The organism is Dyella humicola (assembly GCF_026283945.1).
GTDB lineage: Bacteria > Pseudomonadota > Gammaproteobacteria > Xanthomonadales > Rhodanobacteraceae > Dyella > Dyella humicola.
In genome coordinates this window covers 1974198-1997051 of the sequence record NZ_JAPDPC010000001.1, presented here as the reverse complement: position 1 = coordinate 1997051, position 22854 = coordinate 1974198, and the positions used below count along the sequence as shown (strand labels likewise).

Genomic DNA, 22854 nt, shown 5'->3' with positions numbered 1-22854 from the left:
CGACCTCGGAGCCTTCAGGACGGAAGCAGCGCTGGTGGCGCCATGGCGTGAGGATACTCCCTACGCAGGCGCTCCCATTCGATCTTGAACCAGGGCGTGAAAATCTGCGGCTGCGCCGCTATTTCCTCGTCCAGCGCCGCTGGCGACACATGGCGCAATCCGGAAATCTCGTTCACGTTGACGACAGGCAAGGCATCGCTGTGCCCTACATAAACCCAGCACAACTCATGCTCGGCGCCTTCGTCATCGAACTGCGCCTGATACTGGAACTTGAACTGGAAGGCCAGCTCGCACTGCATGCCGAGCTCTTCAGCGAGTCGCCGATGAATCGCCGTTTCCATGGCCTCGCCACGCCGCGGATGACTGCAGCACGTGTTGGACCAGAAGCCCGGCCATAAACGCTTGCCCTGAGCGCGCTGCTGCAGCAGCAACTCACCCTGGGGATTGAAGATGAACAGCGAGAAAGCCCGATGCAAGATGCCTTGTCCGCTATGCGCGGAAGCCTTGTCGAGGAATCCCATCACCTGGTCGCGCTCATCCACCAGAACCAGCGGCTCGTCATGAAAGGACACGACACTGCTCGACGACTGCCCTTCGTAGTAATCCAACTCTCGGTTAGTCAAGGTCGACCCTCTCTCACCCAGCGGACGGAACTCGGATTTGGTCTTCACGTCGGCATCACATATGCAGTAACCAGGAAGACAGCCCGTCAAGGGCGCAGGGTCAGGCTAACAAATGATGGCATCGAATGAGTAGCCCTCGTTTTTCGTGAGTCGATAGCCTCGCGCATCGGCCCGTCTGGAAATCTAGGACGATTTTGCCGAAGGCGGCCCAGGACCCTGCATGCGCGTCCATACCGTATTGCCGCCAAGCAGGCTGACGCCGATATACCCGCGCAGGCTCAGCTTGTCTGCGCTGAGCAGGCGGATCTGGCAGTGGTAAACCTTGCCGTTGTCGGCGTTGTAGACGCGCCCATCTACCCAGGTACGACGGTCGGGGTCATAACGCAGGCCCCACAGCAGACGCAGCCCCGTCAACGGTCGTGAACGCAGCGCCGGGTCTGGATTCTTGCGGTCCGTAACGGTTTTCCCATTCAGCTCAGGGCCGTCCTCCGGGCCGTAAGTGTCATGCAGCTGCCAGACGATATGCCCCTCGTATTGGTCGCCTACCTGCTCGATCTGGATCACTGCATCGCGGCTCTCAACAAGCCAGTAGCCCACGATGGATGGCGTCGGACCCGCTTGCGGCTGATCTGCGCCAGTGCTGGCAGCAAGCGAACTGCACACCAGCAGGCCGAGCAAGCCCATCACGATGCATCCAAGCCACCGGCGCAGCGCAGTTTGCCGGCGCCGGATCACAGTGGCGTGATGATGCTCACCGCGGATTTGCGTTTTTGCCTGACTCATGGGGTAACTTTAGGAACAACCGTGGAAGGCGCCAAAGCATCGCTACCATGCCGACCCTGCCCGTTACCGACATGCTTCTACTCTGGATCGGCACCGGCCTCAATCTGGCGGCAGCAGGTTACGCCTGCGCCAGCCTATGGGCGTGGTTTCGCTGCAGCCGCGCGCAGGCAAGGCAACGGACAGACCGCGCTATCCACCCGGTCAGCGTATTCAAGCCCCTGCACGGCCCCGAGCCACGCCTCTACGAAAACCTGCGCAGCTTCTGCCTGCAAGACCACGCCAACTATCAGCTGCTGTTCGGCGTGCGCGAAGCGGATGATGCGGCCATCGCCGTGGTCGAGCGACTGATAGCGGAATTCCCTGCCTTGACTATCCGCCTGGTGGTCGAACCACGCGTCCACGGCGCCAACCTCAAAGTCAGCAACCTGATCAATCTGGTGCCTCACGCGGAGCACGACTGGCTGGTACTGGCCGATAGCGACATCAGCGTGCCATTGGATTATCTGTCACGGGTGACGGCTCCGCTGGCCGATCCGGGCGTGGGCATCATCACCTGCCTTTACCATGGCGTCGCCGAAGGCGGGTTCTGGTCCCGGCTGGGCTGTCTGTTCATCGATGACTGGTTCGCACCGTCGGCAAGGCTTGCCCATGCCTTTGGCTCCACCCGCTTTGCCTTCGGCTCCACCATCGCCTTGCGCCGCGAGACCCTGGACGCCATCGGTGGATTCGAGATTTTATGCGACACACTGGCAGACGACTTCTGGCTGGGCGAGTTGAGCCGTCGTGAGGGACTGCGCACGGTGTTGTCCGACCTGGTGGTGGGCACCGAGGTCAGCGAGACGAGCTTTCACGCGCTGTGGACACATGAGCTGCGCTGGCTGCGCACGATCCGTGCGATCGCCCCCGTCGGTTTCGCCATGACCTTCGTGTGCTTCACCTGGCCCGTGCTGGCGCTCGGCCTGGTCCTGGCGCCTACCCTGCCGAATGGGTTGTTGGCGCTGGCAGGCGCTGGCGCAAGGGTCATGCGCTATGTTGCGCAACGGCGTGGCGAGGCACGACCTTCACCTTGGCACGACATCGGGTTGACCCCATACCGTGACGTGCTGCTACTGTTCGAATGGGCGATGGCACTCACCCGCTGGCGGGTCGAGTGGCGCGGACGCGTATTGCATGCTCGCAATCATGCGCCCACGCGGTATTCTTGAAAGCGATTGCGAAAGTGCGACTAACAACTCATTGCGGATCTAGAACGAACTGCTGCAGGAGCTTGGTATTCCCATGAAGACGCTATTTCTGCAAGCCCCGTCCTTTGACGGATTCGATGGTGGTGCGGGCTCCCGCTACCAATGCAGGCGCGAGGTCAAGAGTTTCTGGTACCCCACCTGGCTGGTTCAACCGGCCGCCCTGGTGCCGGACTCACGCGTACTCGATGCTCCGGTGGAAGAGCTATCCGTCGAGGCGACGCTGGACATCGCAGCGGAATACCCGCTGGTGATCATCCACACCAGCACGCCGTCCTTTCCTACCGACGTGAGATTTTCCGAACTGCTCAAGGCGCGCAAGCCGGACATCGTGATCGGCATGATCGGCGCCAAGGTGGCGGTCGACCCGGATGGGTCGTTGCAGGCGTCAGCGGCCATCGACTTCGTGGCTCGCGAGGAATTCGACTACACCTGCAAGGAAGTCGCCGAGGGACGCCCCTTCAGCGAGATCAACGGCATCAGCTACAAGCTTGCCGACGGCAGCATCCAGCACAACACGGCGCGGGCCACCATCGAGAACATGGATGACCTGCCATTCGTGGCACCCGTCTACAAGCGTGACCTGAAGATTGATGGTTACTACATCGGATACCTGCTGCACCCTTACGTGTCGATCTACACCGGTCGTGGCTGCCGCTCGAAATGCACGTTCTGCCTGTGGCCGCAGACCGTCGGCGGGCATCGTTACCGCGTGCGCTCGGTCGCCAACGTGCTGGCCGAGACGCAGTGGATCAAGGACAACATGCCCGAGGTCCGCGAGCTGATGTTCGACGACGATACGTTTACCGACAGCGCCAATATGGAACGCGTGCACGAGATCGCACGTGGGCTGCGTGCGCAGGGTTGGACCTGGAGCTGCAATGCCAAGGCGAACGTGTCCTACGAGTCGCTGAAGATCATGAAGGACAACGGCCTGCGCTTCCTGTTGGTGGGCTATGAGTCGGGCGACGACCAGATCCTGCACAACATCAAGAAGGGACTGCGCACGGATATCGCGCGCAAGTTCACCGAGAACTGCCGCAAACTGGGTATCAAGGTGCACGGCACCTTTATCCTTGGTCTTCCGGGCGAAACCAAGGAAACCATCGCCAAGACGATCGAATACGCCAAGGAAATCAACCCGAACACCATCCAGGTGTCGCTGGCCGCGCCGTACCCTGGCACGAGCCTATACAAGCAAGCCATCGAGAACGGCTGGCTCGAGGCCACCAAGGCGGTCAACCTGGTCGACAACAGGGGCGTGCAGATCGCGCAGATCAGTTATCCGCACCTGTCGACGGAAGAAATCTTCCATGGCGTGGAGACGTTTTATCGAAGCTTCTACTTCCGACCTTCGAAGATCTGGGAGATCGTCAAGGAAATGGCGGGCAGCTGGGAGATGACCAAGCGACGATTGCGCGAAGGAGTGGAATTCTTCCGCTTCCTGCATGCGCACGAGGCCTGAGCGGGCAGCTCACGCTGCAGCCATGAATGTCGTGCTGGCGCCTGCTCGACCGCGTCTGATCGTGACGGCCGATGATTTCGGCCTGCACGAAGCGGTGAACGAGGCAGTCGAGCGCGGCTATCGTGAGGGCGTACTGCGCGCCGCCAGCCTGATGGTGACGGCGCCCGCGGTGGCCGACGCCGTAGCGCGTGCCCGCCGCTCGCCCGGCCTCGCCGTGGGTTTGCATCTGGTGTTGGCGGATGGCCCATCCGCCTTGCCACCAGCGCGCATCCCTGACCTGGTCGACGCCCGCGGCAATTTCGGCAACGCCATGGCGCGCGATGGCCTCCGCTTCTTCTTCCTGCCGGGCGTGCGACGCCAACTGGCGGCCGAGATTCGCGCACAATTCGAGGCCTTCGCCGCCACCGGCCTGCCCCTGGACCACGTCAATGCGCACAAGCATTTCCACCTGCATCCCACCGTGCTGTCTCTGATGCTCTCCATCGGCCGCGACTACGGCTTGCGTGCGGTGCGCTTGCCGGCCGAGCCAGGCATGGGGCCGTGGCTGCAACCGTGGCTGGCGCTGATGCGCCGACGCCTGCGGCGGGCAGGCGTGCTTTGCAACGATCATGTGTTCGGTATCCGGCACAGTGGTGGCATGGACGAAAGTGCGCTGCTGGATGTGCTTCAGCGCTTGCCGGAGGGTCTGTCGGAGCTTTATTTGCATCCAGCCATGCACGGCGAACTGACTTCAAGCATGGCCGACTACCGTCACGCGGATGAGTTGGCCGCACTACTATCCCCACGTGTGCAACGCGCCATCGCGGAACGTTGTCTTTTGTGTCATGGCTTTGGCGATCCGGCGGCTGCATGAAATATCTCGTTTATCTTGCCGGCCTGCTCGGCCTCACTGCCGCCGTCGTGCTGGTTGTGCACCAGGATTGGGGCGCCATCCGCAACGCCTTCGATCATGCGGGCTGGGCGCTGCTCTGGCTGCTGCCCTTCCATGCCGTGCCGCTGCTGGTGGACGTGATGGGCTGGCGCGCCCTGCTGGCGCCACGCGATCCGCAACGACGTGCTGGCGTGCCATTCCTGTTCTGGGTGGGAGCCGTCCGCGAGGCCTGCAATCGCCTCCTGCCGGTAGCCAATATCGGCGGCGAGATCGTCGGTATCCGGCTGGTCAAATGGCGCGGCCTCGGCGGCGCCGTGGTGGCCGCCAGCGTGGTGATCGAAGTGCTGCTGACCCTGGTCAGCCAGTACATCTTCGCGGCGCTGGGCATCCTCATGCTGATTGGCTTGACCAGGCATATCGGCACCTTGAATTCGGTCATTGGCGGCTTGGTCGCCAGCCTGCCCTTACCCATCGTGCTGATTTACCTGCTGCGTCATGGCCAGCTGTTTTCGCGCCTGGAAGCGTTTGTGGAAAAGACCATGGGAGGCCCCTCGCGCTTTACCGAGCTGCTGGACGGCTCGCGCCTCGATGAAGAAATCCGCGCGTATTACCGCGAGCCGCTGCGGCTCGCCGTGGCCTGCACGTGGCAGCTCGCCGGCTTCATCCTGGGCAGCTTCGAGACCTGGTTCGCACTGCTACTGCTGGGCTATCCGATCACCGTATGGGATGCCATCGCGATCGAAGCGGTGACGCAGTCGTTGCGTCACATCATCTTCTTCGTGCCGGCTGGCCTGGGCATACAAGAAGGTGGCCTGGTGTTGTTCGGCAATATCATTGGCCTGCCGGCCGACGCAGCGATCGCACTGTCACTGGTCAAGCGTGCACGCGAAGTCGGCTTCGGCTTGCCCATGCTGATTTCGTGGCAATGGGCCGAAGCCCGTCGCTTGCGGCTCGGCTGGCGCGCGCGTGGCGCCGCCGCGTTGCCTGACGCGCACAACAGCAAGCCGTCATAACCAAGCCGTCATAACCATGAGGTGACCGATGTCCCACGACGCCACCGTCGCCGCCGCCGACCACGCCATGCGGCATTGGCTAGGCACCGAACCCGGTCGTATCAAGATCGGCTCGGAAGCGCACAAGCGGCTGTTCTGCCGCATGTTGCTGGACACGCATAATCCGTATAAGCCGGCCGTCATCGATTGGCCCACGCTGACCCCGGATGCCCTGCAGCGCATCACCTCGCTGCCGATCTGGGACATCGCCGTGCAGACCGAGGGCCGTGCCACCCTGCGCGTAGAGACCTATACCCAGACTGTCGACGATCCGCTGCTGCGCGATGCCCTGATCATGGATGGCGGTGAAGAAGCCCGCCATAAGGTCGTGCTCAGCAAGATGGTCGAGGCCTATGGCATCGCGCTGGCTCCGGAGCCCGAGTACGAAGTCCCCAAGGACCCCGAATGGGGCTGGCTGGTCACCGGCTACAGCGAATGCATCGACAGCTTTTTTGCCTTTGGCCTGTTCGAGTCCGCCAAACGCACCGGCTACTTCCCGGTGGAACTGGTGGAGACGTTCGAACCGGTGATCCAGGAAGAGGCCCGCCACATCCTGTTTTTCGCCAACTGGGTGGCCTGGTATCGGCGCAAGTTGCCATGGTGGCGGCGACTGCCGTTCGAGCTGAAGGTGATGCGGGTATGGATCTTCCTGATCTGGGAGCGCATAGGCATCGCCAGAGGCCTGGACAGCGGCGGCGAGATGCAGGATGCCAACTTCACGCTCACCGGCCACCAGCAGATCGGGCTGGATCTGAATCTCGGCGAGATGCTCGACCTTTGCCTGAGCCAGGACAAGTATCGTATGGACGGCTACGACGAACGCCTGCTCCGCCCCACGTTCGTGCCACGCATGGCCCGTATGGCTCGTCGCTTCGTGCGCTAAGAGGTCTCAGTGATGCAGGCTGAACCAGGCCACGGCATCTTCCAGGGCGAGCCGGACCGGGCCCGCCGCATAACCGAGTTCGCGCTCAGCCTTCGCGCTGGAGAAAAACATGCGCTTCCTGGACATGCGCACTTCCTCCACCGTGGCGATGGGCTGGGTTCCGCTCAACCTCGCCCACGCCTCGGCCACGTACGCTACCGGCATCACCGCTGCGTGCGGCAGCCGCCAACGCGGTGGCTCGCGCCCGACGATGTCCGCAATCTCGGTCAATAGTTCGCGCAGGCTAAGGTTGCTGCCGCCCAATATGTAGCGCTCTCCCACCACTCCATGCTGGAAAGCCAGCCAATGACCGTCCGCCACGTCATCCACGTGGACCACATTGAGGCCCGTGTCGACATAGGCGGGCAACCGGCCAGCGACGGCGTCGCGCACGACACGCCCGGTCGGCGTGGGCTTGATATCGCGAGGACCTACCGGCGTCGACGGGTTCACGATCACCACCGGCAGTCCTGCCGCCGCATACGTCGTGACCACCGCCTCGGCAAGAAACTTGGAGCGTTTATAGTGGCCCACCATGTCGTCGAGCGACACCGGCGTGCTCTCGTCACCGGGGCTGCCGTCGCGAGGAATACCCAAGGTCGCCACGCTGCTCGTGTAGACGATGCGCGACACGCCCGCCTGACCGGCAGCCTCGAGCAAGGCCCGGGTGCCGTCGACATTGGTTCGATAGAGCGCCTCGTGCTTCGGCGCCCACAGGCGGTAGTCGGCCGCCACATGGAACAGGGCGTCGCAGCCTTTGCACGCCCTGGCGAGCGAAGGCGCATCAGTGAGGTCGCCTTCGACGACCTCGACGTCGAGCCCTTGCAGATTGCGACGATCCGAGCCGGCACGCGCCAGCACCCGGATGCTGTGGTTCTCGCGTAGCAAGCGGCGGGCAACCGCCGTACCGACGAAGCCGGTCGCTCCGGTGACCAAGGTCTTCATGGTGGTGTAGCCGCCAGGCTACGCCTGCGCATCGCCAGCATGAACCCTGGGTACATAAGGCCGGTGATCCATGAACACGGGGGAAGGCATGCGTCCATTATGGATGAACCACGCGCCATTGGCGCAAACGCAGCGACGCTGCCGCGGGGCCAGCTTCCTTTCCCCTGGCTTTCAGGGACGGGAGCAGGCCTCCGGCGTAGCCTCGACACTTCGAAGACATTCTCTTTGGTCAGATGGCTGCGTCATTGAAGACCGGGGTGCTAACATGCCTTCGTCGTACGTTTTTCTGTATGTGAATACATAAGGAAAGCCGAGGCATGTCAATGTTCGACTCGAAGCACGTCGCTGCGATCGCACAAGCCAACGCCAGTGCTTATCAGGAAGCCATACTTCCGAGAGTATCCAGGACGTTCGCATTGACGATACCGCAGCTGCCACCTGCACTTCGAGAGGTGGTTGCCAACGCGTATCTGTTGTGCCGCATTGCCGACACCATTGAAGACGAACCGACTCTCTCGGTCGACGAAAAAGGCATCTACGAGAGCGCATTCGTTGACGCGGTCACCGGCCGCATCGATGCACAACGCTTCGCTTCCGAACTGGCGCCGAAACTCTCCGAGGCAACGTCCGCGAGCGAGCGCGAGCTATTGTCCCGATTGCCGCTGGTTTTGGAGGTCACCCAAACCTTCAATCCGACCCAGCACACGGCCATTGTCGACTGCCTGAAAACCATGTCGAACGGCATGCACGACTTTCAGTGCGTGGTTGGCCTGCAAGGCCTGGCGACGCTGCGCGACTTGGACGGCTATTGCTACTGCGTGGCAGGCGTCGTAGGGGAGATGCTGACGAAGCTGCTGATCAACTTCGAACCGGAGCTGGCGCCGCAATCGAAGACCTTGATGCGTTTGGCGGTGTCATTTGGCCAGGGCCTGCAGATGACCAACATCCTCAAGGACCAGTGGGAGGATCGCAGTCATGGTGTGTGCTGGTTGCCGCAGGATGTCTTCTCCCGCCACGGCGCGCAGTTGCAGGAACTGCGTCCCGGTTATCAGGATGACAACTACGCCAAGGCCATGATCGAACTGATCGGCGTGGCGCATTCGCATCTCTGCCGTGCGGTGGAATACACGCTCATCGTGCCGGCCAGGCACGCGGGCTTTCGCCGTTTCTGTTTGTGGAGCATCGGCCTGGCCGTGCTGACCCTGCGCAATCTGCAGGACCGGCTCGATTTCTCTTGCGGCACGCAGGTCAAGGTTTCCCGCGCGGCCGTGGCCCAGACCATGGGCCTGACCCGACTGACCGACAAATACGACACCGGCGTTCGCTGGCTGTTTACCACAGCCGCACGCAAGCTGCCGCTGACGCCGCTGTCGCCCGAGTGGGAAGAGCCCCAGGACCCCCCGCGCACATGGCCCAGGCGCAGGGCCTCTTATTTGAATGGAATGCCCTCCCGGCGCGATGCCAAGAACGCACGATCGCTATGACGGATACGCCAGCTCCTGTTGACGATGCGGCCGTGCTGGACCATCGCAATGGAGAGCCTGAGACCACCCGCCTCGATCAGGCCATCGATCGCGCGCGCAAGGCGTTGCTTGCCCGGCAGCGACCCGACGGGCACTGGTGCTTCGAGTTCGAAACCGACTGCACCATCTCTGCCGAATACATCTTGATGATGCACTTCCTCGATGAAATCGACGATGTGCTGCAGGAACAACTCGCGCGCTATATCCGGCTCAAGCAACGCCAGGATACTCACGGCGGCTGGCCGCTCTACCAGGACGGCGCCATCGACCTGTCCTGCACGGTCAAGTCGTACTACGCACTGAAAGCCGCGGGCGACGCCGCCGAGGCGCCGCATATGCGGCACGCCCGCGGCGCCATTCTGGGTTTGGGTGGCGCCGCCAAGAGCAATGTGTTCACGCGCATCCTGCTGGCCATGTTCGAACAGGTGCCCTGGCGCGCGGCGCCGTATGTGCCGGTTGAGATCATGTTGTTTCCCCGCTGGGCACCGTTTCATCTGGACAAGGTTTCGTATTGGGCACGCGCCACCATGGTGCCGCTGTTCATCCTTTGCTCGCTCAAGGCGCGGGCAAAAAATCCGCGCCGTATTGGCGTACCCGAACTGTTCGTGACGCCGCCGGCACAGGAGCGGCATTATTTCCCGAGCCGTGGCTTCGCCAGCCGATGCTTTCTCGTGCTGGACAAGATCGGGCGCGCCTGTGACCCGCTCATTCCCAGGGCATGGCGGCAAAAAGCGGTAAAGAAGGCCGAAGATTGGTTTATTGAGCGACTCAACGGCGAGGATGGCGTGGGCGCCATCTTTCCCCCGATGGTCAATGCGCTGGAAGCGATGGATCTGCTCGGCTACGCGAAGGACCACCCCGCGCGTGCCACCTGCCTCAAATCATTGCAGAAGCTGATCGTGCATTGCGCCGATGGCACGGCCTATTGCCAACCCTGCGTATCGCCCGTGTGGGATACCGGCTGGGCCGCCATGGCCTTGCTGCGGGCCGCTGGCGACGATGCCACGCAGAGCGCGGTGAAACGTGCACTGGACTGGATGGCGCCATTGCAGGAACTGGATGTGAAAGGCGACTGGGCGGCACAGGCGCCCGACCTGCCCCCCGGCGGCTGGGCTTTCCAGTACGCCAATGCCTACTTTCCTGACCTGGACGACACCGCGCTGGTCGCCGGCCTGCTGCACGTGGCTGTTCTGGGTACGCCGCATGAAGGCTTGTACCGCGCGCGCATCGAGCGGGCAGCCGATTGGCTGGTGGGCATGCAGTCCGACAATGGCGGTTTTGCCTCCTTCGATCGCAACAACACGCACTATCACATCAACCAGATTCCCTTCGCGGACCATGGCGCCATGCTCGATCCGCCCACCGAGGATGTGTCCGGTCGCGTCCTGGCCTGCCTGGGTGTCCTGCAGCGTGCGCAGGATCGTGTCGCCATCGACCGTTGCGTGGCCTACCTGAAAACCGCCCAACAAGCCGACGGCTCCTATTGGGGACGTTGGGGCACCAACTATATTTACGGCACCTGGTCGGTACTGGCCGGGCTGGCCTTGGTCGGCGAAGATCTGAGTCAGCCATGGATCCGCAAGTCCATCGACTGGCTAGTCTCCAGGCAGCACGCCGACGGTGGCTGGGGCGAGACCAACGACAGTTATTTCGATCCCGCGCTTCGTGGCAGCAACAGCGGCATAAGCACGGCGCACAGCACGGCCTGGGCCCTGCTGGGCCTGCTCGCGGTCGGCGAGCACCGCAGCGAACCGGTTCGCCGAGGCATTCAATGGCTGCTCGACGACCAGCAAGCCAACGATGAGCGCGAGGGAGGGTTGTGGTATCACCCCAGCTTTAATGCCCCAGGTTTTCCGCGCGTATTCTTCCTCAAGTACCACGGCTATACCGCCTACTTTCCGCTATGGGCCCTGAGCCGCTATCGGCGGCTAATGAAATCAACGCCCTCTTCGGGGACACAGTGAACCTGCACTCCGTGGGCATCGTGACGGCACTCGCAGCCGAGGCGAAGGCGCTTACTCGCCAGCGCTTGCATCCACAAAAGCTGACGCCTCTTGGCAACGGCGCCAACCTGTGGCTGAGTGGCATGGGCCCAGAGGCTGCGCGACAGGGGGCGCTGGCATTGATCGACGCAGGCGCAACTGCCCTGGCCGTGTTTGGCGTAGCGGGAGCGCTCGCACCAGGGCTGCGTAGCGGCACGCTGTTGTGTCCGCATCGCATCTTCGACGAGCAAGGACGCGACTATACGCCGACACCGTCGTGGCGCGCGGCGCTCAGCCAGCGCCTTGACGCTGGGGGACTGGCATTGACGATGGAAGGAAGCCTGCTCAGCTTGCCGGCGCCGTTGTCGAGCGCGGCGGAAAAAACAGCCATGCGGGACCGCCACCTGGCCGTCGCCGTGGACATGGAGAGTGCGGCAGTCGCTGCAGTGGCGAACGAACGGCATCTCCCCTTTGTCGTGCTGCGCGCCATCGTCGATGAAAGCGATGACGAGATCCCGCTCGAACTGCAGGCAGGCGTCGACGCGTGGGGACGCCCGCACCTTGTACACATGCTCGTCGCCATGGCGCGTCATCCTGCCTTGCTCAAACGCTTGCCCGGCCTCGCCAGTCGCATGGGCAAGGCCACCCGCGCCTTGCAGGCCGCCGTGGTCGTGGCAGGCACGGATCTGGCCCGCGAACCTCAAGGGCCCTGCTAACCTTGAGGCAACGTTTTCGGATGTCAGGCCTGGCCTCGACGTACGGCCGGTCGGATCGAAGCTAAGGAGAGACGACGGCGTGTTCAGAGCACTGCACAAAGGTCTGGTCTGGCTGGTCGACCAAAGCGGTCGCCATCACTACATCGTGTTGGTGCTGGCGGCGCTGCTCGCGGCGCTCAGCCTGTTGGCCGCATCCCATCATCTGAGCATCGATACGAACTCCGACCACCTGTTTTCCGACCAGTTGCCCTGGCGCCAGCGTAGCGAAGCCTTTGCGCGGCAGTTCCCCCAGTTCAGCGATACGCTGACCGTCGTCGTCCGCGCGCCGACCGCCGAGGAAGCGCGCATCACCGCCCAGGCGCTGAATGAGAAACTGGCGGCGGACACCACCCATTTCCGCTCGTCATCCACGCCCGGTATCAGCCCCTTCTTCAATCGTCAGGGACTCGTGCTGCTGCCACCGAAAGATCTGTCGGACACGATCAGCAGCATGCTGCAAGCGCAGCCACTGCTAGGACCGCTCGCGACTGATGATTCCGCACGTGGCCTGTTCAAGGGTATCGACCTGATGGTCGAAGGCGTGCGGCGCGGCATGGCCGACGATCTGTCGTCGTATGACGCCGCGCTCGGCAATGTGGCGCAGAGCATGGAAGGTGCCCTGGCCGGTCATGCGTCGCCGCTGTCCTGGCAAGCCTTGCTGACGCCCAATCTGGTAGGCGCCCACGGCGGTCAGGAGTTCGTGCTGGTGCATCCGGTGATGGATTATGGAGCCCTGGAGCCGGGACGTGCGGCTACCGATGCGATGCTGCGTCTTGCCGCCGAGTTGCCCGCCGTCAAGGCGGGACGCGCGAAGATCAACTACACCGGTTCCGTGCCGCTCGCCGACGAAGAATTCTCCTCGCTCACGGACCGAGCTGGACCCATCGCCATTGGCAGCAGCCTGATACTGATCTTCTGGCTGGTGCTGGCGCTGGGCACCTGGCGACTGATCGTGCCGGTAGTGATCACGCTTGTCGTCGGACTCATCTACACGCTGGGCTTCGCCGCGCTCGCCATCGGCCGCCTGAACCTGGTTTCGGTGGCCTTTGCCGTGCTGTTCATCGGCCTGGCCGTCGACTTCGGCATCCAGTTTGGCGTGCGCCTGCATGCCCGCCAGTACAGCGACCGTACGTTCGACGATTCGCTGCACGAAACGGCGCATCGCGTGGTGAGCCAGGTCGGCCTGGCGGCGTTGGCTACCGCCTGTGGTTTCCTGGCGTTCGCACCCACGGATTTCACCGGCGTGGCCGAACTGGGCACCATCGCCGGCGTTGGCATGCTGCTGGCCCTGCTCTGCACGATCACCGTGCTGCCGGCCCTGCTTCGACTGTTGAGCAAGGGATCGCCACATGCGGAAGTAGCCTTGCCGGGCGGTGCCGCTGCGGATGGATGGCTGGAGCGCAAGCGCAAGCCGGTGCTGGTGGTCTTCGCCCTGCTGGGCTTGGCCGGCCTGTGGGGTGCGATCACCATTCCTTTCGATGCCAACCCGTTACATACGAAAAACGCGAACAGTGAAGCCATGCGCACGCTGACCTCGTTGATCGACGATCCGAACACCAATCCGTTCACCATGGACGTGCTGGTGAAGGATCTCGTCACCGCCCAACGACTGAGCGGGCGACTGGGCAAACTGCCTGAGGTGGCGCAAATCGTTTCGGGTGTCGATTTCGTACCCGCGGACCAGTCCGACAAGCTCGAACAGATCGCGCAAGCCTCGGACTTGATGTACGCGGTATTGAACCCAGGTGAAAAGGTCGCGCCGCCCAGCTATGCCGAGATGCGCGCAAGCGCCAAGGACACCAGCGAGGGCATTGCCAGTGTTGCCGACAAGCTCGCATCGAACTCGCCGTTGCTGCGTATCGGCAAGGCCTTGGGGCAGCTGGCGCAAGGTTCGGACGAACAGATGGCCATCGCAAACCAGGCGTTGACGCAATTCCTGCCCTATACGCTGAATCAATTGGCCGATTCGCTGTCGGCCCAGAAGATCACCATGGAGAGCCTGCCCGCCGATCTCAAACGCGACTGGTTCACGCCCGACGGCCAGGTACGCATCCAGGTAACGCCGACCGCCAAGGCGCAAAACACAGCCGGCCTGCGTCGCTTCGTGCAAGTCGTGCAAGAGGTGGCACCGGATGCTGCCGGTTCGGCCGTCGATACGATCAAGGCTGCCGACACCATTCTCGACGCCTTCCGCGAAGCCGCGGTCTACGCCACGCTCGCCATTGGCATCGTACTGATGTTGGTACTGCAGCGATTCCGCGATGCCGGACTGGTGCTGGCCACCTTGCTGATGTCCGCGCTGCTCACCGCATTGCTGGCACGACTGCTGGGCATCTCGATCAATTTTGCCAACATCATCGCCCTGCCCTTGCTGCTTGGCGTTGGCGTGTCCTTCAACGTGTATTTCGTGATGAACTGGCGCCACGGCATGCACCAGTTCCTGGGTTCGCCGACGGCGCGTGCCATCCTTTTTTCGGCGCTTACCACCGGCACCGCTTTCGGCAGCCTGGCCATTTCCCGACACCCGGGCACCGCAAGCATGGGCATCGTGCTGTTGCTGAGCCTGCTTGCCGTACTGCTGTCGACCTTCGCGTTCCTTCCCGCCGTCCTCTTTTCGATCCGGCCACCCGATTCGACCAAAACAAGCGGTCACTCGCGGCCTGCCTAGCGCACCGCTTCTGCAACGTGGAGTCTGCACATGGATTATCAGCACCGTTTCGCGATCGTCGTCCTCACTATCGTCGGTACGTTCGTGAGCATCAGTGCGAGCGCGCACGCGATTCTTGTCGATAGCACGCCCAAGGCCAACGGAAGCGTTTCGGCGGGCCATGCTTCGCTGGTGCTCAAGTACAACAGCAAGATCGACCAAGGACGTTCCCGACTGGTACTGGTCGGCCCCGATCACAAGGAAACGCCACTTCCCATCACCGCCAGCGCGGACCGGCCCAACGAGATCGACAGCGCGGCAGACCTAAGTCCGGGTGCCTACGTGATTCACTGGCAGGCGCTGGCCCTGGATGGACACATCACCCGAGGCGACCTGGCTTTCACGGTGAGCGCCAAGCCGTAAACCGGCGCTTCCAAGTTTTCCAACCACCCGCAACATCCACCGATCATCCATGGGTGTTTCCGTGACCCTGCTCGTCGACCTCTTCGGCTATCTCAGCGTCATCCTGCACAGCCTGGTCATCGTGGCCCAGTCCATGACCCTGGGCGGCCTGTTGTTTCTGGTCTTCCTGCTTCACCCTCTGGCCCGCACGCTGACGAACGGCGACGAGCTCCAGCAACATGTGGTGCGCCTGACGCGCCTCAGCGCGTTTGGCCTGGTCGTTGCCGAGCTGGCCGCCACGGCGTTACAGGTCTCCGTGCTGGTGGCGACCGTTGATCTGCCGCTATCCAACGTGCTGCAGGCAGCCTTCGCGGTTTCGGGCGGCGTGAAGATGCTCAGCGCCGCCCTCATCTTCCTGTGCCTGGGCGATCAGACCCAGGCTGGGAGCCGCTCCCGTCTGCTGCTTCTGTTGCTCGGCGTCATTGAGCTCGCCGCGGCCACGGTCACTACCCATGCCTATGCACGGCTGACCGACAACCTCTTGCTGCTCTTTGTCGAAGGCCTGCATCAGTTCGGTGCCGCCATCTGGATCGGCGCCATTCCGAGTTTCGTTCTGGTATTGCGGCATCTTGAGGACGCCGACGGTTTACGCCTGGTTGGCACGCGCTTTTCCCGGATGTCGATGATTGGGGTTGCTTGCATCCTGCTTTCCGGCGCGATCATGTGCGTGTTCTACATCGGCGACCTGGCGGGGTTCTATGGCACGGCCTATGGCGTCATGGTGGGCGCCAAGATCGCCATGTTCCTCGCACTGCTGGCGCTGGGCTTTGGCAACTTCCGGGTCACCGAGCGCCTGCGCAAGGGGCAGCATGCGCAAGTGCTTCGCATGCGCCGCTTTGCCGAAGTGGAGATCGGCATCGGGTTCACGATCTTCTTTGCGGCCGCATCCCTGACGTCCGTGCCACCCGCCATTGATCTCACCACGGATCGTGTGAGCCTCCACGAAATCGCTGTACGCAACGCACCTGCATGGCCGCGGCTCAGTTCGCCGGACCACGACGAATTGGCGGTCTCGCAGGTACAGGCGCAACTCGATAGCGACGCTGCCCGCGCTCACCAGGTGGCAGCATCGGCAACGGTGCCCGGCTCCGGCATCGCTCCGCCACGCAATGCGCAGGACATGGCGTGGTCGGAGTACAACCACCATTGGGCCGGCATCTTCGTCTTGCTGATCGGCGTGCTTGCCCTGCTCAATCGCGCCGGCGTCGGATGGGCCAAGCACTGGCCACTGCTGTTCCTGGCGATGGCAGCCTTCCTGTTGGTCCGCTCCGACCCGGAAGTATGGCCGCTGGGCCATGAGGGTTGGTGGGTTGCGTGGCGCGACGTGGAGGTCGCCCAGCATCGCTTCTTCGTGCTGCTGATCGTGTTGTTCGGCTACTTCGAGTGGTCGGTGCGAACGGGTCGCCTACGCGACGAACGCGCTGCCCTCGTGTTTCCGTTGCTGGTCGCCGTCGGTGGCGCGATGCTGCTCACCCACAATCATCAGATATCCAACGTCAAGGACCAGATGCTGATCGAGTTGACGCATACGCCACTGGCTTTGAGCGGGGTGGCGGCGGGCTGGGCGCGCTGGCTGGAATTGCGCCTGCCTGGACGCGGTGGTCGCATCGCCGGCATCGTCTGGCCGATATGCTTCATGTTGATCGGCGTCATTCTGCTTTGGTATCGGGAAGCCTGAGTCGAACTCCACGGGTTCGGCTCAGCAAAGGCTTTTCGCCACCGGGCGGGATCAATGCACGCGATTGACCACCATGTCGACCAGCGCATCCAGATGCACAGCTGCTGCGCCGAGCGGCTCCAGTGCAGCCTGGGCGCGCTCACCGAGTTGCCGTGCGAGTTCACGCGACGCATCAAGACCCAGCAGCGAGACGTAAGTGGGCTTATGGTCCTGCGCGTCCTTGCCGGGCGTCTTGCCTAGCGTGGCCGCGTCCATGGTGACATCGAGAATATCGTCCACGACCTGGAATGCCAGACCGACCGATCGCTGGTATTCATCCAGTGCCACCAGCGTGTCGGACGCGAGTGGCTCCGGCCCACAGTGGGCGCCGATGAAGACCGCCGCGCGCAACAAGGCGCCCGTCTTCATGCGGTGCATCCGTTCGAGTTCATCGCGCGGCAGGATGCTGCCCACGCTGGCCAGATCGATGGCTTGCCCGCCGACCAGACCCAGCGAACTGCTTGCCTTCGCCAATTCCTGCATCAGGGTGACCCGCTGCGTTGCTGATGCAGGCGAGTCAGCGATCGTCGCAAAGGCCTGGGCCTGCAAGGCGTCGCCGACCAGGATGGCCATGGCTTCGCCATAGCGCACATGCACGGTGGGCTGGCCACGACGCAGCAGATCGTTGTCCATGGCCGGCAGATCGTCATGCACCAGCGAATACGCATGGATCATTTCGATCGCGCTGGCCGCAGCGTCGAGGAGGGACGGCGCGGCACCTACCAGTTCGCCGGCCGCGTGGCAAAGCAAGGCACGGACACGCTTGCCACCACCCAGGGTGGCGTAGCGCATCGCTTCATGCAGCGTCTCGGGTGGACTCCCGGCCGACGGCAAAGAAGCCGCCAGCGCGACTTCGGTGCGCTGGACGATGCGTTTCATCCAGCTATCCATAGGCTCAGAACCCGAGACGGGAGCAGACGACGCAGGCCAGAGCTGTATAACTTCACTCACGGAAATCTCCCCCTAATGAACGGCAACCCGATGTACCCCAAAGGCCGGCAGATGGCGGACTATTTGCTGCGCCATCGTACGCGCCGCAACGTCGGCTGCAAAAATGTCTTCGAGCTGATGATGCGCAGCGAGGGGTGGCAACCGGTGCAGCGCTTCCTCCACGACCTGGGCAATGGCGGTGAAGCGAATCTGCCCCTGCAGGAAAGCAGCCACCGCGACCTCGTTGGCTGCGTTGAGTGTCACGCTGGCGGCGCAGCCATCGCGCAGCACTTCCAGCCCCAGACGAAGACAAGGGAAGCGCGACAGATCCGGCGCGGCAAAGCTCAGGTTGGCCATGCGGGTCAGATCCAGCGGCGCGACGCCGGAGTCAATGCGCTCCGGATAAGCCAGGGCATGCGCAATCGGCGTGCGCATATCGGGGTTGCCGAGTTGGGCGAGTACGGATTGGTCGGCGTAAGCCACCATCGAATGGATCACGCTCTGTGGGTGAATCACGACTTCGATGCGCTCGGGTGGCATGTTGAACAGCCAACGCGCCTCGATTGTCTCCAGTGCCTTGTTCATCATGGTGGCCGAATCGACCGAGATCTTGCGACCCATCACCCAGTTGGGATGGGCGCATGCCTGATCAGGCGTGACCTCATCGAGGCTATCCAAAGCACGGTTGAGGAAAGGCCCGCCGGATGCCGTGAGGATCAGGCGCTCAACGCCAGCGCCCGACTTCAAGCTGGTTCCCAGGCACTGGAAGATCGCATTGTGCTCGCTATCCAGCGGCAACAAGGTGGCGCCGTGCTCGGCGACGGTGCGCATGAACAGCGCACCTGACATCACCAGGGCCTCCTTGTTGGCCAGCAGGATCTTCTTCCCCGCGCGGGCAGCCGCCAGCGAGGATGGCAGGCCCGCGGCACCTACAATGGCCGCTATCACGGTGTCGCACTCGTCCGAACTGGCGACGGCGCACAACGCATCCGGCCCATGCGCCACTTCAGTATCCAGGTGCGCGGCGCGCAATTTCTGTTCAAGCCGGGTCGCATCCTCCGCTGCACCAACGACGACGAGTGCGGGACGAAATGCCAGGCACTGGTCGTAAAGCCGGTCGACGCTGTGATGTGCCGTGAGCGCGGTCACCGCGAACCGATCGGGATGGCGCGCAACCACATCCAGCGTGCTGCCACCGATCGAACCCGTGGAGCCAAGGATGGCGAGACGCTGTCGTTCATTCGATGCGATTGGGCTACTCATGACGCGACCTCCAAAGGGCACCGTACGTCGAGAAAGTCGTCAGTTTCGATTCACTTTTCGACGAAAGCGCGCTCGATCACATAATCGCCAGGCTCGCGGGTGCGAGGCGATGCCTGGAATCCGCGACCATCGAGCAGTGCGCAGGAGTCGTCCAGCATGGCCTGGCTTCCACACAGCATCACCCGATCGGTCTGCGGGTTCAACGGGGGCAAGCCGGCGAACTGACTCATGCTTCCTTCGACGATGGCATCCGTCAGTCGTCCGCGATGGCGGAACGGTTCACGCGTCACACTGGGGTAGTAGACCAGCTTGTCCCGCACCAGCTCCCCCAGATATTCGTGCCGGGGCAGCATTTTCTCCAGGTATTCGGCGAACACGAGATCGCTGATCCTGCGCACGCCATGCGCCAGCACGATCTTGTCGAAGCGGGCATAGGTTTCCGGGTCACGCACGATGCTGAGGAACGGCGCCAGGCCGGTACCTGTACCGAGCAGATAGAGATGCTTGCCTGGCTTGAGGTCGTTGAGCACGAGCGTGCCGGTAGGCTTGCGGCTGACCATCACCGGATCGCCCGGGCGCAGGCCTTGCAAACGTGAGGTCAGTGGGCCATTGGGCACCTTGATGCTGACGAACTCCAGGTGCTCTTCGTAGTTCGCGCTGGCGATCGAGTAGGCGCGCAACAGCGGTCGCCCTTCAACCTCCAGCCCGATCATCACGAAGTGGCCGCTGTCGAAGCGGAAGCCCGGATCGCGCGTGGTGCGGAAGCTGAAAAGGTTGTCGTTCCAGTGGTGTACGTCAATCACGTATTCCGTCGCCAATGCCACCATACAAGCCACCGCTCCAGTGATTGAGAGTGAGGGATCTTCGCGGCCACGCCACCGAGCGGGCTGGCAGACACCGGATCTCGTCGGTCTTATCCACGTTCACGTGCAACGTGCGCTCACGTCGGTCGTCGCCTTCGTGCCAGTTTCGACAAACATAAGTCAATGAGAAGTGCACTGGGCCTGTTCGGATGCGGCTGGCCGAACAGCAGCACGCCCGATCCGGTTTCGAGTCGGACGCCGCCAGCCCGGCAGGCCCACCTTAGTCTGATCAGCTCCCGAGCAGGGGGCGCAACTGCTCCAGTTCCGCGTGCAATCGAAAGATCTGAGCCCTCGCCTCATCGCGCTCGCGGACCACTTGCTCGTAAATGACCGTGGGCACCGCCTGCACGGCCTGCAATTTCCGCTTCGCGCGATAACGCCGTGCCCGCTCCGCCGCACTCAACGCATCCGCTTTTCGTGGGCGGCCGCGCCTGCGCTTGAAGATCAAGGGCATCGCAAGCGTCCCGGGATCGAAAGGGTCAACCATGGCATCTCCTCCTCGTTTTGGCGGGCATATTTTAAGTGACGTCACATAAATTATCAAGTAAAAACCCTTTACTTAGCAACAACTAAGCGAAAGATTTTCAAGCAAAAGCAAGCTGTTCACCGCCGTTTGGCGGACACCGACCCGTGCGCCAGGCATTCACGCAACAAGGAGCCGCCAACGGCTACCGTGACCAAAAAAGCGCCGAACCGCGACGACGCTGTCGTCCAGGTGTCGGCCCAATCCCCCATCGGGCAATGAGGAAGAACCGAACATGGACTCGCTGTATGAGTGGTCGTCGCGAGCGATTCGCCGTGTCTACGACGCGCGCATCAAGACGCCGCCTGTACTGGATATCGACACTTACTTTCCCGATGGGCGGCGGTTCGTGGCGGCATGGCCGCAGATTCGCCAGGAAGCGCTGGCCATTCTCGAAGGTGCCCGGGCCATACCGAGATTCCACGAGATCATGCCCTCGCAGGCGGAGATCTCGGCGGCTGACGGCAGGGATTGGCGGATGTTCGTGCTGAAGGTCTACGGCCAGGCGATCGAGACCAACATGGAAGCCTGCCCGTTACTGACGCAACTCGTATCGTCGTCGCCCGATGTGCTCTCGGCCACCCTCTCCTTCCTGGCCCCGCAGAAACACGTTCCGCGTCATTGCGGGCCCTTCCGCGGCATCCTGCGCTTTCAGCTCAACCTCGAGGCACCGGTGGATGCCAGGGGACAGCCAAGTAGCGTGCTCTGGCTCGCCGGCCACGAACACCGGCTCGGCAATGGCGAATGCCTGCTATGGGACGACACGTATCCGCACGAGGTGTGGAATCACAGTGAGCAGACGCGCATCGCCTTGCTGCTGGACGTGCGCCGCCCCGATATGCCACTGAGACTGCGCCTGCTGTCGCGCGCCGTTACGGCGGGTGTTGGCATGGTGGCGCGCTGGCGAGGCTTCGCCTGATCAGTGCGCTTCTGAAGCGGCACACGGCAAACTGCCATCCCCGCGCTGCCCTTGCCGGCCACTCGAGTGACCGGCAAGGCATGGGATGTATGTATTAGGCGCGACGCCCCGTCTCGAATAGGAACCATACGCGGCGTTCGCCCTCGTCGATCCAGTTCTCGAGCAGGCTTGCCGTGGCGACATCGCCATAGCCGTCGCATAGCTGATGGGTGGCGCGCATATAGGCCGCGAGCTGGATATTGTCCTCGCGCAGCTCGGCCAGCATGTCATCGGGCGTGACGAAGTCAGCGTCATTGTCCATCAGGCGCTGCATGCGTGACGCATGCCCGACGGAACGCAGGGTCGTGCCGCCCAACTTGCGCACCCGTTCCGCAATGGGATCGAGCGTGGCGTAAATCTGATCCGACTGCTCGTCCAGTAGCAGGTGATAGTCGCGGAAGTACGGCCCCGACATGTGCCAGTGGAAGTTCTTGGTCTTGATGTACAGAGCGAGCACATCGGCCAGCAGTGCGTTGAGTTCGCCGGAAATGTCGCGCGTGGCGTCTCCGCCAAGGGCGGATGGCGTGGTGAGAGCAGCCTTGCGGCGGGTCTTGGCCTTGCTTGGGTCGTTCATGACTTGCCTCCGAGGTATGCCATGTTGGGGGGAAACACGATTTGACTCACGTTGGCGCAGCGGGCACCGCTGCGTCCGCATGCCTGAGATAAGCCCCTAGCGCCAGCAAGGCTGGCACGACAAAGCACCACATGCCGACAAACGCATAGAGCAACGCCCCTGCCGCGCAACCCACAGCAAAAGCCAGCACCGCGGCCGACATGCGCGCCAAACGCGAATTGATGGCTGCTTGTTGTTCCGAGGGAACGCCGTGAATGCGGTCGGCGAGATCCAGCATGATCTGCGTGGTCGTGCCCGTCATCAGCGTCGAGGGTGGAGCACCGGCCAGATGGACCCGATGCAATCCATTCTGGATCGCCATGGCAGCCACCAGGGTCATGCCCGTGAGCGTGCCCGACCAACTGTCGCCGACGCCAAAGGGCCCAAAACGCAAGGCCATGAGCGCCGCAGCAACGAGCAGGATCAGCTTGATCAGCAGCATGGTCCGCAGCACCGGTGTCCCCTGTGCGATCAGACGAAAGCTGAGCAGCCGCGCAAGCATGATCACCAGGCAGAACACCGGCAACGCCAGCAACTTGGCGGTGATTCCCGACGCCCCCGTCACCAGCGCCGCGCCAATGGTGACGAAATTTCCGGTGACGTGCGCGGTAAACAGGCCATGCAAGGCCAGGAAGCCAGCGGTGTCGACGTAGCCTGCGTTCAAGCTGAGTATCGTCGGCAGAATGGGCTTGTCGGCCATGGTGTTTACGCGCTCC

The 22854-nt window shown here is 62.7% G+C and carries 21 protein-coding genes; 12 read left to right on the top strand and 9 right to left on the bottom strand.

The features are described 5' to 3' along the window. Nucleotides 1-14: 14 nt before the first annotated feature. Entirely contained in the window at nucleotides 15-671 is a 657-nt protein-coding gene (gene idi, locus OUZ30_RS08925; protein WP_266181875.1) for an isopentenyl-diphosphate Delta-isomerase, read from the bottom strand. A gap of 135 nt (nucleotides 672-806) precedes the next feature. Continuing rightward, complete coding sequence (locus tag OUZ30_RS08920) at nucleotides 807-1406, bottom strand: DUF2147 domain-containing protein (protein WP_266181873.1); 600 nt, start codon at nucleotides 1404-1406, stop codon at nucleotides 807-809. A gap of 47 nt (nucleotides 1407-1453) precedes the next feature. On the opposite strand from OUZ30_RS08920, the gene hpnI reads away from it, so the two are divergent. From hpnI to OUZ30_RS08895, 5 genes are all read left to right on the top strand, one after another. Further along, the gene (hpnI, locus tag OUZ30_RS08915) at nucleotides 1454-2611 is read left to right on the top strand and encodes a bacteriohopanetetrol glucosamine biosynthesis glycosyltransferase HpnI (RefSeq protein ID WP_266181871.1); all 1158 of its coding nucleotides are present in this window, start codon (nucleotides 1454-1456) and stop codon (nucleotides 2609-2611) included. Between the two features lie 73 nt (nucleotides 2612-2684). Then, complete coding sequence (gene hpnJ / locus OUZ30_RS08910) at nucleotides 2685-4112, top strand: hopanoid biosynthesis associated radical SAM protein HpnJ (protein ID WP_266181870.1); 1428 nt, start codon at nucleotides 2685-2687, stop codon at nucleotides 4110-4112. 22 nt (nucleotides 4113-4134) lie between these two features. Continuing rightward, entirely contained in the window at nucleotides 4135-4965 is an 831-nt protein-coding gene (gene hpnK / locus OUZ30_RS08905; protein ID WP_266181868.1) for a hopanoid biosynthesis-associated protein HpnK, read from the top strand. Continuing rightward, the gene (locus OUZ30_RS08900; protein WP_266181867.1) at nucleotides 4962-5996 is read left to right on the top strand and encodes a flippase-like domain-containing protein; all 1035 of its coding nucleotides are present in this window, start codon (nucleotides 4962-4964) and stop codon (nucleotides 5994-5996) included. The genes hpnK and OUZ30_RS08900 overlap by 4 nt, the downstream gene beginning before the upstream one ends. 28 nt (nucleotides 5997-6024) lie before the next feature. After that, nucleotides 6025-6918, top strand: coding sequence for a ferritin-like domain-containing protein (locus OUZ30_RS08895; protein ID WP_266181866.1), 894 nt, complete (start codon nucleotides 6025-6027; stop codon nucleotides 6916-6918). Between the two features lie 6 nt (nucleotides 6919-6924). Here OUZ30_RS08895 and hpnA read toward each other — a convergent pair whose 3' ends face one another. Continuing rightward, entirely contained in the window at nucleotides 6925-7902 is a 978-nt protein-coding gene (gene hpnA / locus OUZ30_RS08890; protein WP_266181865.1) for a hopanoid-associated sugar epimerase, read from the bottom strand. 317 nt (nucleotides 7903-8219) lie between these two features. Between hpnA and OUZ30_RS08885 the strand changes: the two genes are divergently transcribed. From OUZ30_RS08885 to OUZ30_RS08860, 6 genes are all read left to right on the top strand, one after another. Further along, complete coding sequence (locus OUZ30_RS08885) at nucleotides 8220-9386, top strand: phytoene/squalene synthase family protein (RefSeq protein ID WP_266181864.1); 1167 nt, start codon at nucleotides 8220-8222, stop codon at nucleotides 9384-9386. Nucleotides 9387-9418: 32 nt separating this feature from the next. Beyond that, nucleotides 9419-11389: a squalene--hopene cyclase gene (gene shc, locus OUZ30_RS08880; RefSeq protein WP_266181863.1), complete on the top strand. Its 1971-nt coding sequence runs from the start codon at nucleotides 9419-9421 to the stop codon at nucleotides 11387-11389. Beyond that, a complete protein-coding gene (locus tag OUZ30_RS08875; protein ID WP_266181862.1) occupies nucleotides 11386-12123 on the top strand; it encodes a phosphorylase family protein in 738 nt (245 codons plus the stop codon). The genes shc and OUZ30_RS08875 overlap by 4 nt, the downstream gene beginning before the upstream one ends. Before the next feature lie 79 nt (nucleotides 12124-12202). Then, a complete protein-coding gene (locus tag OUZ30_RS08870) occupies nucleotides 12203-14830 on the top strand; it encodes an MMPL family transporter (RefSeq protein ID WP_266181861.1) in 2628 nt (875 codons plus the stop codon). A 30-nt stretch (nucleotides 14831-14860) separates the two neighbouring features. Then, nucleotides 14861-15232 carry a copper resistance CopC family protein gene (locus OUZ30_RS08865; RefSeq protein WP_266181860.1) on the top strand — a complete coding sequence of 124 codons (372 nt, stop codon included), beginning with the start codon at nucleotides 14861-14863 and terminating at the stop codon, nucleotides 15230-15232. Nucleotides 15233-15281: 49 nt separating this feature from the next. After that, nucleotides 15282-16949, top strand: a complete 1668-nt coding sequence (locus OUZ30_RS08860) for a copper resistance D family protein (RefSeq protein ID WP_266181859.1) — start codon at nucleotides 15282-15284, stop codon at nucleotides 16947-16949. 51 nt (nucleotides 16950-17000) lie between these two features. Here OUZ30_RS08860 and OUZ30_RS08855 read toward each other — a convergent pair whose 3' ends face one another. The 4 genes from OUZ30_RS08855 to OUZ30_RS08840 form a co-directional block, all read right to left on the bottom strand. Beyond that, nucleotides 17001-17879, bottom strand: a complete 879-nt coding sequence (locus OUZ30_RS08855; protein ID WP_425601487.1) for a polyprenyl synthetase family protein — start codon at nucleotides 17877-17879, stop codon at nucleotides 17001-17003. 72 nt (nucleotides 17880-17951) lie between these two features. Next, a complete protein-coding gene (ispC, locus tag OUZ30_RS08850; protein ID WP_425601511.1) occupies nucleotides 17952-19169 on the bottom strand; it encodes a 1-deoxy-D-xylulose-5-phosphate reductoisomerase in 1218 nt (405 codons plus the stop codon). A gap of 62 nt (nucleotides 19170-19231) precedes the next feature. After that, nucleotides 19232-20008: a ferredoxin--NADP reductase gene (locus tag OUZ30_RS08845; RefSeq protein ID WP_266181856.1), complete on the bottom strand. Its 777-nt coding sequence runs from the start codon at nucleotides 20006-20008 to the stop codon at nucleotides 19232-19234. Nucleotides 20009-20273: 265 nt separating this feature from the next. Beyond that, nucleotides 20274-20531, bottom strand: coding sequence for a hypothetical protein (locus OUZ30_RS08840; protein WP_266181854.1), 258 nt, complete (start codon nucleotides 20529-20531; stop codon nucleotides 20274-20276). Between the two features lie 271 nt (nucleotides 20532-20802). Between OUZ30_RS08840 and OUZ30_RS08835 the strand changes: the two genes are divergently transcribed. Continuing rightward, on the top strand, nucleotides 20803-21486 hold the full coding sequence (locus tag OUZ30_RS08835; protein ID WP_266181853.1) for an aspartyl/asparaginyl beta-hydroxylase domain-containing protein: 684 nt from the start codon (nucleotides 20803-20805) through the stop codon (nucleotides 21484-21486). Between the two features lie 94 nt (nucleotides 21487-21580). On the opposite strand, the gene OUZ30_RS08830 is transcribed toward OUZ30_RS08835, so the two are convergent. Next, nucleotides 21581-22099 carry a Dps family protein gene (locus OUZ30_RS08830; protein WP_266181852.1) on the bottom strand — a complete coding sequence of 173 codons (519 nt, stop codon included), beginning with the start codon at nucleotides 22097-22099 and terminating at the stop codon, nucleotides 21581-21583. Nucleotides 22100-22145: 46 nt separating this feature from the next. Then, nucleotides 22146-22838, bottom strand: a complete 693-nt coding sequence (locus tag OUZ30_RS08825) for a YoaK family protein (RefSeq protein WP_266181851.1) — start codon at nucleotides 22836-22838, stop codon at nucleotides 22146-22148. Nucleotides 22839-22854: the final 16 nt, after the last annotated feature.

Excerpts from the sequence above, each read along its gene's own strand:
- OUZ30_RS08840 (WP_266181854.1), bottom strand. The coding sequence starts at position 20,531 with ATGGTTGACCCTTTCGATCCCGGGACGCTTGCGATGCCCTTGATCTTC.
- OUZ30_RS08885 (WP_266181864.1), top strand. The coding sequence starts at position 8,220 with ATGTCAATGTTCGACTCGAAGCACGTCGCTGCGATCGCACAAGCCAAC.
- hpnJ (WP_266181870.1), top strand. The coding sequence starts at position 2,685 with ATGAAGACGCTATTTCTGCAAGCCCCGTCCTTTGACGGATTCGATGGT.
- hpnA (WP_266181865.1), bottom strand. The coding sequence starts at position 7,902 with ATGAAGACCTTGGTCACCGGAGCGACCGGCTTCGTCGGTACGGCGGTT.
- OUZ30_RS08900 (WP_266181867.1), top strand. The coding sequence starts at position 4,962 with ATGAAATATCTCGTTTATCTTGCCGGCCTGCTCGGCCTCACTGCCGCC.
- OUZ30_RS08825 (WP_266181851.1), bottom strand. The coding sequence starts at position 22,838 with ATGGCCGACAAGCCCATTCTGCCGACGATACTCAGCTTGAACGCAGGC.
- OUZ30_RS08835 (WP_266181853.1), top strand. The coding sequence starts at position 20,803 with ATGGACTCGCTGTATGAGTGGTCGTCGCGAGCGATTCGCCGTGTCTAC.
- hpnI (WP_266181871.1), top strand. The coding sequence starts at position 1,454 with ATGCCGACCCTGCCCGTTACCGACATGCTTCTACTCTGGATCGGCACC.
- OUZ30_RS08860 (WP_266181859.1), top strand. The coding sequence starts at position 15,282 with ATGGGTGTTTCCGTGACCCTGCTCGTCGACCTCTTCGGCTATCTCAGC.
- OUZ30_RS08920 (WP_266181873.1), bottom strand. The coding sequence starts at position 1,406 with ATGAGTCAGGCAAAAACGCAAATCCGCGGTGAGCATCATCACGCCACT.
- hpnK (WP_266181868.1), top strand. The coding sequence starts at position 4,135 with ATGAATGTCGTGCTGGCGCCTGCTCGACCGCGTCTGATCGTGACGGCC.
- OUZ30_RS08895 (WP_266181866.1), top strand. The coding sequence starts at position 6,025 with ATGTCCCACGACGCCACCGTCGCCGCCGCCGACCACGCCATGCGGCAT.
- OUZ30_RS08845 (WP_266181856.1), bottom strand. The coding sequence starts at position 20,008 with ATGGTGGCATTGGCGACGGAATACGTGATTGACGTACACCACTGGAAC.
- OUZ30_RS08830 (WP_266181852.1), bottom strand. The coding sequence starts at position 22,099 with ATGAACGACCCAAGCAAGGCCAAGACCCGCCGCAAGGCTGCTCTCACC.
- OUZ30_RS08855 (WP_425601487.1), bottom strand. The coding sequence starts at position 17,879 with ATGGATAGCTGGATGAAACGCATCGTCCAGCGCACCGAAGTCGCGCTG.
- OUZ30_RS08865 (WP_266181860.1), top strand. The coding sequence starts at position 14,861 with ATGGATTATCAGCACCGTTTCGCGATCGTCGTCCTCACTATCGTCGGT.